This window comes from Halobacillus halophilus DSM 2266 (assembly GCF_000284515.1).
In the GTDB taxonomy this organism is placed as follows: Bacteria; Bacillota; Bacilli; order Bacillales; family Halobacillaceae; genus Halobacillus; species Halobacillus halophilus.
In genome coordinates this window covers 1084543-1100789 of record NC_017668.1, presented here as the reverse complement: position 1 = coordinate 1100789, position 16247 = coordinate 1084543, and the positions used below count along the sequence as shown (strand labels likewise).

Sequence of the window (16247 nt, the reverse complement as noted above, 5' to 3'; positions counted from 1 at the left end):
TAAATATTTTTAATTGTTTTTACCAGAATCCACCATAAGGCGGACGTCCGTAATATCCTCCACCGTAATAAGGAGGTCGATAAGGACCTGGACCTGGTCCCGGACCATAGCCATAGCCGCCTCCTCCGAAACCTCCGTATAACCCTGGAGCAATCGCTCCGCCTAAAAATCCCCCCAGCAGACCACCCGCGAATGGGCCTAAAAAGAAAAATCTCTCATCCTCATCACGAAAATCATGTTGGACAGGGTATGGATACTGATACGGATATTGATTCATGTTCATTCCTCCACTTCTATCCTTGGTTATTCACCTACTCTTCAACCTATGTAATTGACCCATAGCATGTATAGGCATCAGCCTTATCTCAGGGAGAAATTTACTTCCTACAATTCACATCCTCCATTAAATGAGGTATAATACAGATTAGAATAGCTTGTCTCGACAGATTAAAGGAGGACTATACATGAAAATAACCTTGATTATTCTTGTTTGTATCACATACCTTACGTCCATCTTCGCAGCTGGATATGACGTTAAAGCAGGCAGACCTAAAAAATAAGCACTTAAAAATCGCACCCCTGAGCGGGTGCGATTTTTCTTTGCCTATTTTAAACGTGGTGCCTCTATTTAAGCAGAAAGTTTTTACACAATAGGGCCGGTTACTGTAAGACTCAGTTTCGAGATAATGTGTGAAGAAAGGGGCTCCAGGGAACGGCTCGCTTTCCGCGGACATGCACTGAGTCTCCTCAGGCTGGCGCCTTCCGGGGCCTCACCTGTCATGTTCATCCCGCAGGAGTCTACGCCGTTTCCTTCCGCCCCTTTGCGATCATGGAGAGCTCGAAATCCTTTACGTAAATGCCTTCATATGAGAAAGAATAACCTATGTGATCAACACTAAGTCCCCGAGTCTCTCCAGGGAATAAACGCCGCTATAGAAGCATTTAAGACGATTTAAGGTTCCCACTTTTTTCTACTGGCAGGGTCCGTTCGTAACATTATGGTTGGGTTGGTGGGGAAATGATGAGACTCCCGTGGGAGAAGGATCTAGGGGAGACCCCGCAAGGAGTGAATGAACTGACCCCTTAAAATTGGACACATTCATTAAAATTATCACGCCGATTCTTGAAAGCGGGCTCGATAGGAAATGGGGCTTATTCTGAGCTTCGATTTGATGCGTTTATGATTATAATAATGGATATATTCCTCTAATTCTTGTTTGAAATGGGCCACACTTTCAAATTCTCTTAAATAAAGGAATTCCGATTTCATGATACCGAAAAAGTTCTCCATAACGGCGTTATCATGACAATTCCCTTTTCTGGACATGCTTTGGGTAACTTGATGGTCTTTCAATTTCTTTCGATAGGGAGCCATTTGGTAATGCCATCCCTGGTCGGAGTGCATAACCAGTTCATCCGATGGATGAAGGCGTTCAAATGCTTGGTCTAACATGTTGTTCACCAAGGAATAGGTGGGTCTGGAACCAATTGTGTACGTGATGATTTCTTCATTGAATAGATCTAAGACAGGGGAAAGATAAAGCTTCTCGCCAAATAGCTTGAACTCCGTAATGTCTGTCACCCATTTCTGATTCGGCTGATCCGCCTTGAAATTCCGATTTAAGATGTTTGGAGCCGTTTGACCAACTTTCCCTTTATAAGAACGATATTTCTTCATTTTCACCGTAGACTGAAGCCCCAGTTCTTTCATAAGACGATAGACTTTTTTATGGTTCACTTCATGACCTAGATTACGAAGCTCATTTTCAATGCGGCGATAGCCGTAGCGACCTTTATGTTCTTTAAAAATGGAGGTGATAAGCTCCTTTAATGGTCGGTCCGTTTTTGGCTCGAGTTGCTTTTCTTTCCAATGGTAATAGGTACTTCTAGGGATATCAGCTATTTCCGTCAGTTGTTTAACTGGAAAATGAAACCTTAACTCATCGATTACTTGCGCTTGTTCTTCTTTCGAGATGCTTTCTTTTTTTGAGCTAAGGTCTCTAACTTTTTTAAGTATGCATTTTCCATCCGTAAGCGTTCATTCTCTTTCTTTAAGGCTTCATAAGAATCCATTGAACCTTCTTTTTTCTTATGAGACGTCATGTGTGTTGGCCCCTTCCTTGTAGATTCAAGGGCTTCTTTTCCGCCTTCCAGCCACTTCTTACGCCATCGGCGTACCATGGAGAAATCGGGGATGTGAAACATAGCTGAAGCTTCTCGAATCGAATATTCTTCTTCCTCTATACTTTGAATTACTTTCAGTTTAAAGGCAGCTGAATAGTTTGTATAGGGGAAGTCGAAGGCTTCACTACCATGATATTCGGATAATTTCACCCAATAACGGATGGAAGAACTATCCACTCCCAACTCTTTTTCTAAGTCACGGAAACTGACATTTTCCGTGAGATAACGTTGGACGATCAGGTACTTTTCTTGAGAAGTAAGTTTAGACATATGTTGGGTCCCTCCTAAGTTTCATAAGGTGTCCAACATTTGGGGGTCATTACAGAAACGACTGAGGAGGCTCACCAGTTCCCCCACAGGAAAGCGAATTATTTCCCAACCAACCCTTGTCCCCACTTTAGTAACGAGCCCAACTATCTTGAATTCGAGTCTTCAAGTAATGGGAGCTTTTCTTAGAAACCAGCCCTAAGAGATAAAACAATAGGTAACAAAAAGACGACGCTTAGCGCCGTCTTTGGTTATTTAATCAAATTGGGAAATCCCTGCTGTCTAAGCGTTTCAAATAGAATGATGGACACCGTGTTCGCAAGGTTCAGAGAACGGACTTCCCCTGTCATCGGAACACGCAGACAGCGATCTTCCAAGCCTTCAAGAAGTTCATTCGGAATCCCGTCACTTTCCCGTCCGAAAACAAAGAACAACTCCTTTTCAGGAGACGCAAAATCGAAGTCTACATATGATTTAGTACCAAAATTCTCTATATAATAATAGTCTCCTTCAGGATAAGCTTGATATAAATCTTCAATTGAATCATGATAATTAATCGTTACGTCGTGCCAGTAATCCAGCCCTGCCCGCTTCAGCATCCGGTCCTCTGTAGAAAATCCAAGCGGACGGATCAAATGAAGTACGGAATTTGTAGCCAGACACGTACGAGCGATGTTTCCTGTGTTTGCAGGAATTTCAGGTTGAAACAAAACAATATGGTTCGGCATTCCATTCACCTCAGTCTAATCTTAGTCAACTAGACTATTATACCATATCCATCAGTCACCAATACGGAAAAATTTATACTGGATAGAGGGGGTATAAGCGGTAGAATCTTCATAAGCCCAGTAGCGATGCCGGCTGTTAGATGTATGGGCATTAACAAGCGGCATACCATCCTTGTTTTTTTTCACAACAATTGTATTATGGTCAAAACGACCGTCCCCTTCGAAATCATAGCAGATTACATCTCCAGGAGACAGTTCATGAGCGGAAGACACTTCTGTAGCGGTCAACCCCTGCCTTGCCCCGCTTAAGTACCATCTAAAAGCATGGGCGACTGACCAGCTGTAGCTCCAGTTGCTCCCGCTGTACCACCAGCCCCGGCTGCGGTTCGGTGCTCCCCATACCGGAGCTCCTCCAGCTCTTAGGCACTGCGACACGTAATTCGTACAGTCCACGTCAAAATGACGATAAGCCGGGTTATACGAATCCCACCACCTTTCAGCATAGCGAACCGCATCCCTGCGGTTATATGTAAAAGGGGCGCGCTGTCTCGATTCTTTATCGCTGAACTCAGGTAAACAAGGATTTTCCTCAGAAGAGGTCGTTTCGGTTTGTATCATATGGTGCTTGATCTTATCCCCTTCAAACCATATCCTCCCCTCATAAATCCCTTCTTCTAAATAAAAGTGACGATGATCTTTTAGAAGAAGGGAAAGGCTGAGCATATAACGCAGGGTGCTCTGCCTCTCATAGGCACACCTGTGGTAAGGCTTTATTCTGAAAGTTGCACGCTCGATCCGAATGCCCTGACTATCCAAATTCTTCACCTTGTTATGAAGCCACATTTCATCTTCCTGCTCCAATAACCGACTCATAATTTTTTCCCAATACTTTTGTATTTGGTTGATTTCCTGCATAACCCCTCCCCCTTCCTTACATCCTATGAAAAAAAGGGACGGTCCATACAAAAAAAGCCGCCTCCCGCAGGAGACGACTAGTTCGTAAAAGGTACGACCGTGTATTGTTTTTCAAAATCCAGTAAGTGACGCTTCTTCTCAAGACCGCCTGCGTAACCCACAAGCTTGCCGTTACTTCCGATCACCCGGTGACAGGGTACAACGATAGCAAATGGGTTTTGGTTCACAGCCCCTCCGACCGCTCGAATGGCCTTTGGAGAAAGCATCGTGGAAGCAATTTCTTTATAGGAGCGTGTTTCGCCATAAGGTATTTGATTAACCAGCGTTCTCCAGACACCGCGTTGAAAATCTGTTCCATAACAAATCAAAGGAATTGAAAATTGCGTTCTTTTCCCATCAAAGTATTCGTTTAATTCTTCTTTTGTCTGCCTGACATACTTCTGCTCAGGATCATAAACGAATTCACCTCTGAGTAAGTGCTTCTTTTTCCAGGATTGATAGGCGGAATGACGTTCTTCAAATTCGCCGAAATCAATACGACAAACTCCCTCATCATTCGCTAAAACCGTAATAGGTCCGAGAGGAGTTATAAAAGAATCATAATATAAAAAAGACCTATGGTTCATAGTATTAATCCCTTCTTTTACAGTTTTTTCTATTATACAAAAACCTTATTCATAAGAAAAGTAGATTTGATTATATTTTTTCAAATTGAAGTCCTTTTTCCATCTCGTAAATGACTTGTTCATCTTTCTCATTTATCATAGCATCCTTAATGGCCGTAAAACAATCGGATGTTCCGATTTTTCCAAGCCCCCAGGCCGCGGTTCCTCTAATGACGGGCCTTGGGTCCTCATTCATTAATCGAATTAACTCACTGATAGACGTCTCATCCCGGTAATGAGCAAGGGCCAATATCACATTTCGCTGAATTGGTTTCTTGCCTCGCCACGATCCGGAAATCGATCCGAATTTCTCTTTGAACTGGCGGTTTGAAATGGACAACAGCGGTGTCAGCTTCGGTTTAACCACCTCTGGATCCGGCTCAAATTCCTCATGATGATGAAAATCTTTCTTTCTATTAATCGGACAGACTGTCTGACAAGTGTCACAGCCGTATAGACGGTTGCCGATTTTACTTCGGAATTCATCTGGCAGGAAGTCTTTCGTCTGTGTCAGAAAAGCGATACAGCGCTGGGCATTTAATTGCCCTCCCTGGACAAGAGCGCCAGTTGGACACGCATCCACGCATATATTACAATCCCCGCAACCTTCCTGGACAGGCTCATCAGGGGCAAATGGGATATTCGTTACAAGTTCCGCTAAATATACATATGATCCGAACTCAGGAGTAATGATCGCACAATTTTTACCGCTGAAACCAATTCCCGCCCGTTCCGCTACGGCGCGGTCGGACAGTTCACCCGTATCCACCATCGATTTAAGTTCCACGTCCGGAAACAATTCCTGTAGATAAGCTCCTAGCTTATTAAGACGGTCTCGCAGTACAGTATGGTAATCTTCGCCCCAGGAGGCTCTGCAGAATAACCCTCGACGGTCTCCTTTTCTGCTTTTAGGAGCATCGTGCATTTTGGAAGGGTAAGCCATCGCGATGGAAATAATCGACTGAGCCCCTGGAAGCAGGCGTCCGGGTTCCGTCCGTTCATCTACATCGCCTTTTTCAAATCCGGACTGGTAGCCGAGAGCCTCCTGCCGTTTCAACCTGGCTTTTAACTCGCCAAACACATCGGCTGAGGCAAAGCCTATTTTATCAATTCCAATTTCCTTACTATACGCGATCACCTGTTCTTTAAGCTCATGATAATCCATCGCGGCTCCTCCTTCCTATCTGATATCTTTTACTTTCGCAGTTCTTATTCGATTTAACGTTGCCGCTATTTCAAAACGGCGCGGGCGGGCAATCTCGCCCGGGTGCTGATCTTTAAATGGAGCAAACGAAGCCAGTCCCTTCTCATCAAACTGCTTTTCAATCTGATCAAGCAGGTCATTCAGCGATTGCTCTGTTTTCAAACTTCCTTTTTTATCTAAGTGAAGAATTACATCTGCGATCATGCGTGTCTGGGAAGGGTCGACGAGCTGCTCCACTCCGTCCAGATCAATTTCTGTCTGTCCCATAAGGATCGTCGTTTTTCCTTTGGCTTGTACCTTCTCTTTCTTCCCTTTTCTCGTCTGAAGACTGGAAGCTGCAAACGCACGTGCCGGCACAGCACCGAACTTCTCATCCTCGGTGGTCGCCCGGCTGCTTGGGTACTTGCCGGCAATATCTTTCGCTTTCCCGGTAACATTATAAGGTACATATTGGTCCATCATTAGAACATCATCGGCGACCTGGAAATAGTCACCGGATCCGCCCATGACGAGAATCGTAGACACATCCAGATCATCACGCATCTGCTTAATTTTATCAATAAACGGCGTAATCGGTTCTTTTTCTTTCACGACCAGCTCCTGCATCCGCTCATCACGGATCATGAAGTTCGTCGCACTTGTATCTTCGTCAATTAACAGTGTTTTAGCTCCGGCTTCCAGTGCTTCAATCACATTGGCCGCCTGAGACGTACTACCACTGGCATTTTCAGTTGAGAATTGAGTCGTATCTGTGCCATGCGGCAGATTTTTTATAAACGGCGAGATATCTACGCTTGTCACCTGCCGGCCGTCTTCTGCTCTTACTTTAACGGCAGCTGGATCTGTGAGAACGTATTCTCGACCATCGCCTTTAATATGAGGATACACGCCTCTTTCCATCGCATTCAACAGGGTACTTTTACCATGATAACCGCCGCCTACGATCAATACAATCCCTTTGTTTACCGCCATGCCTGTCAGCGGCTCCTCTCTGTGAGGAATGGAAAAAGAGACCCGGTTCTCTTCTGGACTTTGAAATGGCACGGCTTTTTTCATTGGACGTTCGCTGATCCCGCTCTCGCGAGGAAGGACAGCTCCATCAGCCACAAACGAAATCCAGTCATTCTTTTTCATCTCTGCCTGAATCGCTTCATGCTGGTCGGCCAATTGACAGGCCTCTTCAATTTCTTCATCCTTAATGGAAAAAACAGAATGCTGAATAATCTCAGGGATGACTTTGAAGAAGAGCTTGTCCGCTTCCCTGCCATTGATACGGCGTCCATTAGCCGGAAGGCCGATCGTGAGGCAGACCGTCATATCTTCTGGATTCAGGTTGACTGCGGCACGGTCCAGAATCTCCTGACCTGGACGATCTACAGCGACCATCCCGCTTTTACCTGTTCCTTTTACATCGGTGTGATTCTTTGCGATTGATTTCGCCACAGCACGGGCGATACGATCTTCTGCATAAATCTTACGACTTCTACTTTCTTTCCACTCTTTTTGAATGGGACGTTTCTCATTTGGAATGCGAATTCTTATTTTAGAAGGTGCCGCGAAGGGATCACCTTGTACATAATCCATAAATACATCGTAATTCTGAAACGCGTGCTTTCCTTGAATATCTTTATATCCTTTATAACTTTTTCCGTCTATTTGTTTTAATTTCTGCTGTAATTGTTTCATTAACATGGATCCTCCTATTATGGTTGTGTCTATTATAGGGTGTATCCTTTTTTCCTCAATAAAAAACGCAATGCTTCGTTACCTCAATTAACGAAACACTGCGTTGGTTCACATAGTATAAAATAAAAGCATGTTCACTTTCAAAAAAAGTGATTGGAGCGGGTGAAGGGAATCGAACCCTCATCATCAGCTTGGAAGGCTGAGGTTTTACCACTAAACTACACCCGCATGAAATGAGATTGGTTCGCCTCAACTGGAGTATGTTCCTCATTATAACAATCGCATTTTAACGATGCAACACGATTTTTACGAATTTTTGTCGAAAAATTCATATTCTGTTTACATGAAGATGGTAAAAGGGTAGTGCTCGCTGTTGGTTTTAACATTATATACCGACTTCCAGATTATTAAACTAGTCCATCCTGACTATTTTAATAATTCTGATAATTGAAACTTTTATTTACTGTATTCGTACATTATGTAAAGGAGCGATTCTAATGATCAATCTCTTTCTAGGTATCGGAATGCTGTTTTTAATCGGTGTAATCCTCTGGAGTTATAAATTCGACCCAAATAATGCTCTCGTTGTAAGTGCATCAAAGAAACAATTCATCATGCTCCTCACCGTACTGAGCCTGCTTACGTTGTATTTACTCTCCACAGGAGTGTACCACTCTTTCTTATAGAAAATTCATATTATAAAACAATTACGTTTATAAGAGCCCCAAAATAAATAAAATGACCACCAGTTATCACTAGTGGTCCATTAGGATATTATTATTCTCTATGACTGTTTCGATTTAAATACAAATATCGTCGAAAACAAGAGAAAGGCCAGAAAGTTTAGTACGTCCACAGATAGTCTTAGAAGTTCAAATAGCACATTTGTATCCAAATCATCCTCACCTCCTATCTGGACAGACGGTGAGCATGCGTGCGATAAACTCTGATCCGATGAAGGGAAAAATTATTAGGAGAAAAAGTAGGAGTTTAAGCTGTCTTATATCTTAAAATCTCCCAATATCCCAATTTTATACGGACAAATTTTAAAAACTATAAACTAAAAAAAGGAGCCCCTTTAAGGACTCCTTTTCCTTTTATAGAATTAACGTGTTTTTCAAGCCAGCGATGAAATTCTCAAAATCCTCGGCCACTTCTCCGGCAATTTCAGGGTCTTTATAGCTCTCATCATGAAGCTTAGATAATCCAGGTTCAACCTCTATCGTGCGCCCGTCCAATAGGACAAGCTCAAGTTTCCAAGGTGGCGTGTTTTGATTTAAGCTATAATCACTGAACAGTTCTTTCATTGAGATAATCTTGTCCGTAAATAACGTTTCTTTCGTAACTTCCATTTCCTCATTCATTGTCAAAATGGTCATTGTCCGTTCACGAATGTTTACAATAAACAGACTCTGCAGATCTTCCGTAAGCACTTCCGCTGAGCGATAGTTATCTGATTCAAAGACTTCGTCCGTAAATTCAAGAGATGCAACCGTACGCAGATTTTCAGTGGAAGATGTTAACCTTTCCCTAAGAGCAGTAGACATAATATTACCTCCTTATTTTTTATGGTTCACTCCTCTTAATTGCCTGATATAGAGCGCTCAAAACCACTTTTACCAAAAATAAACAATTGTATCTATAGTGGATAAATCATGGATTTCGAAAGAAGGATTTTCTCGACACATCCTGTGGTCTTTCTCTAGGATCGGTCATATTTTTTTCACTATATTAATACAGGGTAAAGAAATTAAGGATCATCGTCCTATATAAACACTCATCTAATACGATCATACAACTAATTTTTTTCTAATTATATGAAGTTTTTTCATAATTTAAGGGTTTATTTCTTTTTCTAGTTCCTCCTCTTGTGGTTAAAATTACACCTGCAATTACGAGAAGAGCCCCAGCTATTTCCGGAAGTTTGATCGTTTCTCCAAGCCACATATAGGCACCGACCATCGTGACGATAGGTAGGAAATTTAAGAATACAGAAGCCTGCGAGGCTCCGAGCCTCTCCACCGCCCGGTTATAAAATACTAGCGCAATAACAGAAGGAAACACACCTAAGTATAAGAATCCCATCCAGTACTTACTTACACCGAGGGACGGTACATCACCAAGAGCCCATTCAGCTGCGACGAACGGCAGGAGAATCAGCACGGACAATCCTGTCATCACCAGGAGAACCCCGTATGCCGGAAACAAGTGCATGTACTGCTTCACTACAACTGAGTAGACTGCCCAGCAAGTGATGGCTCCTATCATAATGACGTCCCCGACGTTCCATGAAGACGAGAACAGTTCAAGCAGCCGGCCATCCATAACCACCCATACCGCTCCAAGGAAAGACAGCATTACTCCGATACACTTGATCAGCGGCAACTTTTCTTTTACGATCAGCGCGCTTAATACGACCGTGACGACAGGAATGACCGTTTCGAGTACAGACACATTAGTAGCCGTGGTGAATTGAAGTGCTCCATAAATAAACGTATTAAAAAAAGTGACTCCGGTAAGGGTCATCACTAAAAGCGGTCCCTTGTATTCACGAAAAGTTTTTCTCGCTTTCCAGGCACTCCTAATTCCAATCGGAAGTAAAAAAACAAAGGCAACGAGCAACCGGAAAAATGCAATAGTAAACGGTGGCAAATCATTTATTGCTTTCCCCGTAAGAATATTACCCGCATAGAATAGCACGACAAATATCATTAATATGTATGGATACATGGAATCTTCCCTTCTTAGTTAAACCATGCTTTTATTTTATAATCACCGGGTGCTTTTTTAAAACGTTACAAAAAAAACGAAGCTTCCCTTATCGAAACTCCGCCAGGTAATTCTATAAAGTTTAATAATAAGCTACAATTGAAATCAGAATGGCAGCTGTAAAATAAACGAACGTTCCAATTGATAATGGATTCACTTTAAATTGAAAGATCGACACACGATAGATATCTTTGCCATCTCCAAAAACCTGGTTGTCCACATTCGCATACTGGTTCCCCATAAACTCATTAAACTGCATAAACCACACCATAATGAACAGCAGAAAACCGACCGTAAAATGAGATTCAATGAATGATAACCCTGTCCGGGTTGATATTAGGAAAGTCAGGGATACTTCAAACAATATCGTGAGCGTAGTAATAGAAGAAACGAGCCATTTCTTTGGAAATTTCCTTAAGTATTTATCTTCTAAGTGATCCATAACATGGGCGCCGGCAATAGGAATCAGAAATATGAGAGACATGACCACTGTACTTGAAATCCAGACGTTATTGAATACACTAGCCTCCCCTCGAAGTTTCCATCCTTAAAATCCAAATAATGGATATATTACCAAAATTATAATAAAAGTGTACCATCATCGGATTATCATGTACACTTTTTTCCTATTAAAAAAATGCGTAACCTATGAAAAAGGTCACGCATTTTCTTTATAAATTTTCAAAAAACAGTCGAAGCACGTCAGCTCCGCCTATAAATGTACCTAGAGAGCTCCCCACGTTGGCTAGCAGAACCACAAGCAGGATCCGAGTTACACGGTTACGCCAGAATCCCTTCAGACTCGCGACATCTTCGGATAAGGTTTCAAATTCTGATACCTTGGGTCTGCGAAAGTACGCCTGGACAATGCCGGCAAACCATCCGGCTGCGATCAGCGGATTAAGCGATGTAATGGGTGCGGCTACGAAGGCTGCCAGTACAGCTAGTGGATGAGCCATGGCAGCCGCTGTTCCGATCGCAGAAAACGTACCATTCCATAAGACCCAGCTGATGGTCTGCTGGGTACCTGCCTCCGGATTCGCCATAAACGTATAAACAATGATGGATATAATCAAAACGGGAATGCTCCAGCCTATAATCTTCGGCCACGGAGACTTAGGAGGACGCTTATTCAATTGAGTCAAATCATGCTCTTTGTAAATCGCTTCTTTAATACCGGGCACGTGAGCAGCTCCAAGGACCGCTACCACTTTCTTCCCGGGCGCATCTTTAATTTTCTGAGCTAAATACTGGTCTCGCTCATCAATCAATGGTTTTTTCAATTTAGGGAAGTTCTCGGTCAGATCCTTCAGCATGCCATCGAGCATATCCTGCTTCTTCATCTTTTCAAGCTCCGCTTCCGAGATCGTGTCGTTACTAAATATGCTGTAGATGATGGACATTAACAGTTTGGCTTTGCCTCCGAACCCGATATTTCCCCAGATTCGTGCAAAGGTTACCTGAATATTCCGGTCAGCTAATACGAGTTCTGCGTCATGCTCTTTCGCAGATTCAATCCCTTGAATCATTTCCTGACCTGCCTGAATACCAAATTGCTTAGCCATCCGCTTTTGAAAGGACGAAATAGCCAGGTTCATTAACAATAGTGAAGCTTTCTTCTGCTTAATCACAGCAAAAATGTCCGTATCTTTCCAGGCATCACCATTTACAATCGATTGGTAGCGCTGCTCATCTAATTCCACACATACAGCATCAGGCTGTTGTTCATCAATAACCTGCTTGACTTGTTCTGCACTTTGTTTAGAAACGTGCGCAGTACCAATCAGTATGTACTCTGTATCATTTATATGAAGTCTCGTGATGTTATCTTCCGTCATCGCCATACATACCTTCCTTTACCAGTGGACTATATTGTTTCATCTCTACTAATACTAAACCAGAATGTATAAAATGAGAATGGGTTTCACATGTTTTCTACGCGAGCAAGTCTGGCTTCCCAACCTTCACGTTGACAAAGCGCCCCCTGCCCTATAGAATCTCTATTAATTATTATCTCATGAAACGAATTCACATGCCCATATAAATTTGGAAATATTGTTCAACGTATCTGCTTACCGCGCGATGGAGATAGAATGCGGATATCGCATTCTATCCTGCCTCCTGCTTTAAATGGATCAGGTATTAAACGGAAGGAGAAATCATATATGAACTCAGGTAAAGCACAGTTAACGAAAGATTTGAACATCGCAAGCAAGAAAATCCCAGCAGATACGATCATTAAGAATGGTAAGATTCTGGATGTCTTCAATCTCGAATGGATCGAGGCCGATGTGGCTATTTCTGATGGTAAATTTGTCGGAATCGGCCACTATAATGAAGCAGCTCGTATCATTGACGCCAAAAACCGCTATGTCTGTCCCTCCTTTATTGATGGACACGTCCACATTGAATCTTCTATGGTCACCCCGGAAGAGTATGCTAAAGTTGTTGTCCCTCACGGAGTTACCGCGGTGGTCACAGACCCCCATGAAATAGCCAACGTCACCGGTGAAGAAGGTCTGGAGTTCATGCTTCAGAATGCTGATCACCTTCCTTTAGAGGTGTTCTTTATGCTTCCCTCTTGTGTTCCTGCTACTCCATTCGAACATTCAGGAGCTAACCTGACAGCCGCTGACCTAGAAAAATACTTAACCCGTCCCAGTGTGCTCGGCTTAGCGGAAGTTATGGACTACCCCTCTCTCCTGCACACAAAGGATAACCTTCTCGATAAAATCACGATGACTCATCAGCACGGTGGGAAGCTTGACGGCCACCTGGCAGGACTGGAGACCAATGCCGTTAATCTCTTTCGTACGGCCGGAATAACCACGGACCACGAATGTACGAAAGAAGAAGAAGCACTGGAACGCCTGAGACGCGGCATGTATCTAATGATCCGTGAAGGCTCTGCCGCGAAAGATTTAAACGCATTAATTCCAGTAGTCACCGCCCATAACGCACGGCGCTGTCTATTCTGTACCGACGATAAACACCTCGATGAACTAATCAAGGAAGGAAGCATCGACCATAATGTCCGCCTTTCCATTCAACACGGAGTATCGCCTCAAATCGCCTTGCAAATGGCTTCTTTAAACGCAGCCGAATGCTATGGTCTGACGAATAAAGGGGCGATCGCTCCCGGTTATGACGCCGATTTTTTAATCCTTGAAGACCTGGAAAAAGTGAAAATTAGTGACGTGTACAAACAAGGCCAGAGAATCAGCCATAATAGCGCTTATACGCCCCCTGACGACGCTGGAAGAGATAAACACGCGGCTCCTATTACCGATACAGTTCATTTTCCTGACCTTACAGAAGAACAGCTTAAACTGCCTATAGGCGGAGCCCAGCGAGCCCATATTATTAAAATAAATCCAAACCAGCTTCTTACGAATAAATTGGTGGAAGAAGTGGAGACAGAAAACGGCATCTTCGTTCCATCGCCAGCTAAAGATCATTTGAAATTAGCGGTAGTGGAACGCCATAAAAACACCGGCCATCTTGGCATAGGGATAGTGAAAGGCTTCGGGTTAAAAGATGGAGCAATCGCCACGACCATTGCTCATGACTCCCACAACATTGTAGCCCTGGGTGCCAATGATCCAGATCTCCTGAAAGCCATTCATACGTTAAAAGAAATCAATGGTGGTCTTGTGATCGTTAAGAATGGAGCGGTCTTATCGTCCCTTCCCCTCCCGATTGCCGGATTGATGTCTGATCAGTCGTTTCCATTTGTTAAGGAGCGGCTCGAACAGATCGGAGAAACGCTGCCTAATTTAGGTTTTACGAAGGATTTCAATCCATTCCTTACATTATCCTTCTTAACGCTGCCGGTGATCCCTTCCCTGAAATTAACGGACATGGGCTTATTTGATGTAGAAACGTTTCAGCATATTGAGGTATCCTTATAGAAAGCTGGAAACCAGATCGAGCGTCTGGTTTCCAGCTTTTTTATTCAACCCTATAAACAACACTAGGCTCAATGTAATAGGTCGCGTTAGATTGAATACGATCCTCCTCCCTATTTTCAAACCCATTCACTGTCATTCGTACGGCGTCTATAGGAAGCTTTCCTTCGATCACGGGTCTTATACCAGAAGTGGTGACCATAAACGTGTTCTCAGGATTTCCAGACAAAGAGCGCACCGCCCCCTCTGCATACAGCGAATAATATTGGGTATCCTTATTTTGCATGAACGCCTCTAGTCCCGTTTCATTAATCACCTCAAAAAATTCTTCCGGAGAGATCCGCCCCTGCATGCCTTGTCCTATGTGATGAATCTGATGGTTCTGCTTTTGATAACGATCCCGTTTAATCTCATACTCTTTTTCATTCGGGTCCAGCTCCACAGAATAATTAGTTTCTCTGTTCCCTTGTGCGACTATCTTGAAATTATAGAACAGCGACTGCACAACTCCATTATCTGTGAATTCTATTTCAAGTCTCTCTAAGCGTGGATTATGAATATCATTAAATGTATTCTTGACCATGTTCCAGTGCTCGTTAAAATTAAACTCTTCAGACGCAGACAGGCTTTGAGCGGCATCTATATGACGGGGACGCTCGTACACGTAATTTTGAACAGACGGAATGATTAAAGATGTAAGGAAGAGGAACAGACCTAAGTAAGCTGCATATCGCTTCGCTAACCGATTCCAACCAGGCTCCCGAAAAAACATTAGGAAAATGATAAACCCTAACGGAAGAGACCACTGATTAATCGTGAAAGCAAAGCTTCCCAGAACCGAGTAGCCAAGAAGCTTCAGGAATAAGTAAGGCTCTTCTCTTCCCCACTTGCGGTAGATGTACAGGATAATTCCAAATTGACATATGTATAGAATGAGATAGAGCATTAGACACCCTCCTTTATCACTACAAATTCTATCATGAATTCCAGAGTACCCGAATACCATACTGACTTTTTACAGGAAACTCTGAGGAGTGAATGATCCTATCCTTCAAATTCTTCAATCTGACCGAACCATCTCTTAATTCAGCACAAAAAAACCAATGTACTTATTAGACATTGGTTTAAAAATATATACATATTCAGTTAATAAAGGAGGCCAAGTAAAACTCAGCCCCAATTCCTTCTATGACAATTGGCGTTCGTACACCACTTCATTGGTTTCTGGATCTAAAGCGTCTACCTTCATATCCACGACCCGGCCATCTGCATTACTTTTAAAACCCCATAAGCGAATATAATTATTCATATTATAATCGCGGAAAGTAAGATACACCTTTCTCAATTCTTCATTTTCACCCGGCTCTTCTTTAATCACACACTCCTGAAACTTCATCGTTTCAGAAGGCTGACTTAATATATAGTCATACATGATCTTTTCAAGTTCAGGAAAAGCCATTCCATCATTGTCTAAGCATGTATTTTTAAATTCATTGTAGTCTGTAATGTGATGGATTACCTTAGATTCGTTTGCCATGTTTGTTCCTCCTAAATTAAACAGTTATCTATCCCTTTCCCTATAAGATGAATAAAAAAACTCAATACACATGACTATAGACGCTCTATACAAGTTTATTTAAACGAAAAAACGGCGTTATCCTGGTTAAAGGATAACGCCGTAATTACATTAATATTTAGTACCGGTGGCCGGGCTCGAACCGGCACTCCGTGAGGAACACGATTTTGAGTCGTGCGCGTCTGCCAATTCCGCCACACCGGCAAAATCTCATTGGAGGCGGCAACCGGAATCGAACCGGTGATAAAGGAGTTGCAGTCCTCTGCCTTACCGCTTGGCTATGCCGCCATTACAAGATCAGTAGTATTTTAGTTTATTCTAACATGTACTCAATTATGATTGAAA

Annotated in this window: 15 protein-coding genes and 3 tRNA genes; 2 read left to right on the top strand and 16 right to left on the bottom strand. The window is 42.9% G+C overall.

Annotation, left to right across the window (positions count from 1 at the left end; translation table 11 throughout):
• Nucleotides 1-19: 19 nt before the first annotated feature.
• From HBHAL_RS05475 to HBHAL_RS05435, 8 genes are all read right to left on the bottom strand, one after another.
• The gene (locus tag HBHAL_RS05475; RefSeq protein ID WP_014642349.1) at nt 20-277 is read right to left on the bottom strand and encodes a hypothetical protein; all 258 of its coding nucleotides are present in this window, start codon (nt 275-277) and stop codon (nt 20-22) included.
• Between the two features lie 834 nt (nt 278-1111).
• Nucleotides 1112-2454, bottom strand: a protein-coding gene (locus tag HBHAL_RS20745) for an IS3-like element ISHaha3 family transposase (protein WP_087946047.1) whose coding sequence is annotated in 2 segments (ribosomal slippage) — nt 1112-2013 and nt 2013-2454 — 1344 coding nt in all. Because the reading frame shifts where the segments join, the coding sequence is not laid out codon by codon here.
• A 248-nt stretch (nt 2455-2702) separates the two neighbouring features.
• A complete protein-coding gene (trmL, locus tag HBHAL_RS05460) occupies nt 2703-3179 on the bottom strand; it encodes a tRNA (uridine(34)/cytosine(34)/5-carboxymethylaminomethyluridine(34)-2'-O)-methyltransferase TrmL (RefSeq protein WP_014642347.1) in 477 nt (158 codons plus the stop codon).
• A 51-nt stretch (nt 3180-3230) separates the two neighbouring features.
• Nucleotides 3231-4094 carry an amidase domain-containing protein gene (locus HBHAL_RS05455; protein WP_041601211.1) on the bottom strand — a complete coding sequence of 288 codons (864 nt, stop codon included), beginning with the start codon at nt 4092-4094 and terminating at the stop codon, nt 3231-3233.
• 77 nt (nt 4095-4171) lie between these two features.
• Entirely contained in the window at nt 4172-4720 is a 549-nt protein-coding gene (locus tag HBHAL_RS05450; protein WP_014642345.1) for a methylated-DNA--[protein]-cysteine S-methyltransferase, read from the bottom strand.
• Nucleotides 4721-4790: 70 nt separating this feature from the next.
• Nucleotides 4791-5924: a tRNA epoxyqueuosine(34) reductase QueG gene (queG, locus tag HBHAL_RS05445; RefSeq protein WP_014642344.1), complete on the bottom strand. Its 1134-nt coding sequence runs from the start codon at nt 5922-5924 to the stop codon at nt 4791-4793.
• A 15-nt stretch (nt 5925-5939) separates the two neighbouring features.
• Nucleotides 5940-7649 carry an ABC-ATPase domain-containing protein gene (locus HBHAL_RS05440; protein WP_041601210.1) on the bottom strand — a complete coding sequence of 570 codons (1710 nt, stop codon included), beginning with the start codon at nt 7647-7649 and terminating at the stop codon, nt 5940-5942.
• 154 nt (nt 7650-7803) lie between these two features.
• Nucleotides 7804-7877, bottom strand: a tRNA-Gly gene (locus HBHAL_RS05435).
• A gap of 269 nt (nt 7878-8146) precedes the next feature.
• Between HBHAL_RS05435 and HBHAL_RS05430 the strand changes: the two genes are divergently transcribed.
• Nucleotides 8147-8335 carry a hypothetical protein gene (locus tag HBHAL_RS05430; protein WP_014642342.1) on the top strand — a complete coding sequence of 63 codons (189 nt, stop codon included), beginning with the start codon at nt 8147-8149 and terminating at the stop codon, nt 8333-8335.
• Between the two features lie 411 nt (nt 8336-8746).
• Here HBHAL_RS05430 and HBHAL_RS05425 read toward each other — a convergent pair whose 3' ends face one another.
• The 4 genes from HBHAL_RS05425 to HBHAL_RS05410 form a co-directional block, all read right to left on the bottom strand.
• On the bottom strand, nt 8747-9196 hold the full coding sequence (locus HBHAL_RS05425; protein ID WP_014642341.1) for a hypothetical protein: 450 nt from the start codon (nt 9194-9196) through the stop codon (nt 8747-8749).
• A gap of 262 nt (nt 9197-9458) precedes the next feature.
• Entirely contained in the window at nt 9459-10361 is a 903-nt protein-coding gene (locus HBHAL_RS05420) for a DMT family transporter (protein WP_231853976.1), read from the bottom strand.
• Nucleotides 10362-10500: 139 nt separating this feature from the next.
• Nucleotides 10501-10902, bottom strand: a complete 402-nt coding sequence (locus HBHAL_RS05415) for a hypothetical protein (RefSeq protein WP_014642339.1) — start codon at nt 10900-10902, stop codon at nt 10501-10503.
• A gap of 187 nt (nt 10903-11089) precedes the next feature.
• A complete protein-coding gene (locus HBHAL_RS05410; protein ID WP_041601567.1) occupies nt 11090-12256 on the bottom strand; it encodes a TraB/GumN family protein in 1167 nt (388 codons plus the stop codon).
• 327 nt (nt 12257-12583) lie between these two features.
• Here HBHAL_RS05410 and ade point away from each other — a divergent pair, with 327 nt between their 5' ends.
• Nucleotides 12584-14329, top strand: a complete 1746-nt coding sequence (ade, locus tag HBHAL_RS05405) for an adenine deaminase (RefSeq protein ID WP_014642337.1) — start codon at nt 12584-12586, stop codon at nt 14327-14329.
• Nucleotides 14330-14369: 40 nt separating this feature from the next.
• On the opposite strand, the gene HBHAL_RS05400 is transcribed toward ade, so the two are convergent.
• The 4 genes from HBHAL_RS05400 to HBHAL_RS05385 form a co-directional block, all read right to left on the bottom strand.
• Entirely contained in the window at nt 14370-15272 is a 903-nt protein-coding gene (locus tag HBHAL_RS05400) for a hypothetical protein (RefSeq protein ID WP_014642336.1), read from the bottom strand.
• Nucleotides 15273-15512: 240 nt separating this feature from the next.
• Complete coding sequence (locus HBHAL_RS05395) at nt 15513-15863, bottom strand: hypothetical protein (RefSeq protein ID WP_014642335.1); 351 nt, start codon at nt 15861-15863, stop codon at nt 15513-15515.
• Nucleotides 15864-16024: 161 nt separating this feature from the next.
• Nucleotides 16025-16106: transfer RNA gene (locus tag HBHAL_RS05390), tRNA-Leu, on the bottom strand.
• Between the two features lie 10 nt (nt 16107-16116).
• A tRNA-Cys gene (locus tag HBHAL_RS05385) sits at nt 16117-16190 on the bottom strand.
• Nucleotides 16191-16247 lie beyond the last annotated feature (57 nt).

Coding starts and splice junctions, on each gene's coding strand:
- trmL (WP_014642347.1), bottom strand. CDS start 3,179: ATGCCGAACCATATTGTTTTGTTTCAACCTGAAATTCCTGCAAACACA.
- queG (WP_014642344.1), bottom strand. CDS start 5,924: ATGGATTATCATGAGCTTAAAGAACAGGTGATCGCGTATAGTAAGGAA.
- HBHAL_RS05400 (WP_014642336.1), bottom strand. CDS start 15,272: ATGCTCTATCTCATTCTATACATATGTCAATTTGGAATTATCCTGTAC.
- HBHAL_RS05475 (WP_014642349.1), bottom strand. CDS start 277: ATGAATCAATATCCGTATCAGTATCCATACCCTGTCCAACATGATTTT.
- HBHAL_RS05440 (WP_041601210.1), bottom strand. CDS start 7,649: ATGAAACAATTACAGCAGAAATTAAAACAAATAGACGGAAAAAGTTAT.
- HBHAL_RS05425 (WP_014642341.1), bottom strand. CDS start 9,196: ATGTCTACTGCTCTTAGGGAAAGGTTAACATCTTCCACTGAAAATCTG.
- HBHAL_RS05455 (WP_041601211.1), bottom strand. CDS start 4,094: ATGCAGGAAATCAACCAAATACAAAAGTATTGGGAAAAAATTATGAGT.
- HBHAL_RS05420 (WP_231853976.1), bottom strand. CDS start 10,361: ATGATATTTGTCGTGCTATTCTATGCGGGTAATATTCTTACGGGGAAA.
- HBHAL_RS05430 (WP_014642342.1), top strand. CDS start 8,147: ATGATCAATCTCTTTCTAGGTATCGGAATGCTGTTTTTAATCGGTGTA.
- ade (WP_014642337.1), top strand. CDS start 12,584: ATGAACTCAGGTAAAGCACAGTTAACGAAAGATTTGAACATCGCAAGC.
- HBHAL_RS05415 (WP_014642339.1), bottom strand. CDS start 10,902: ATGTCTCTCATATTTCTGATTCCTATTGCCGGCGCCCATGTTATGGAT.
- HBHAL_RS05450 (WP_014642345.1), bottom strand. CDS start 4,720: ATGAACCATAGGTCTTTTTTATATTATGATTCTTTTATAACTCCTCTC.
- HBHAL_RS05395 (WP_014642335.1), bottom strand. CDS start 15,863: ATGGCAAACGAATCTAAGGTAATCCATCACATTACAGACTACAATGAA.
- HBHAL_RS05410 (WP_041601567.1), bottom strand. CDS start 12,256: ATGACGGAAGATAACATCACGAGACTTCATATAAATGATACAGAGTAC.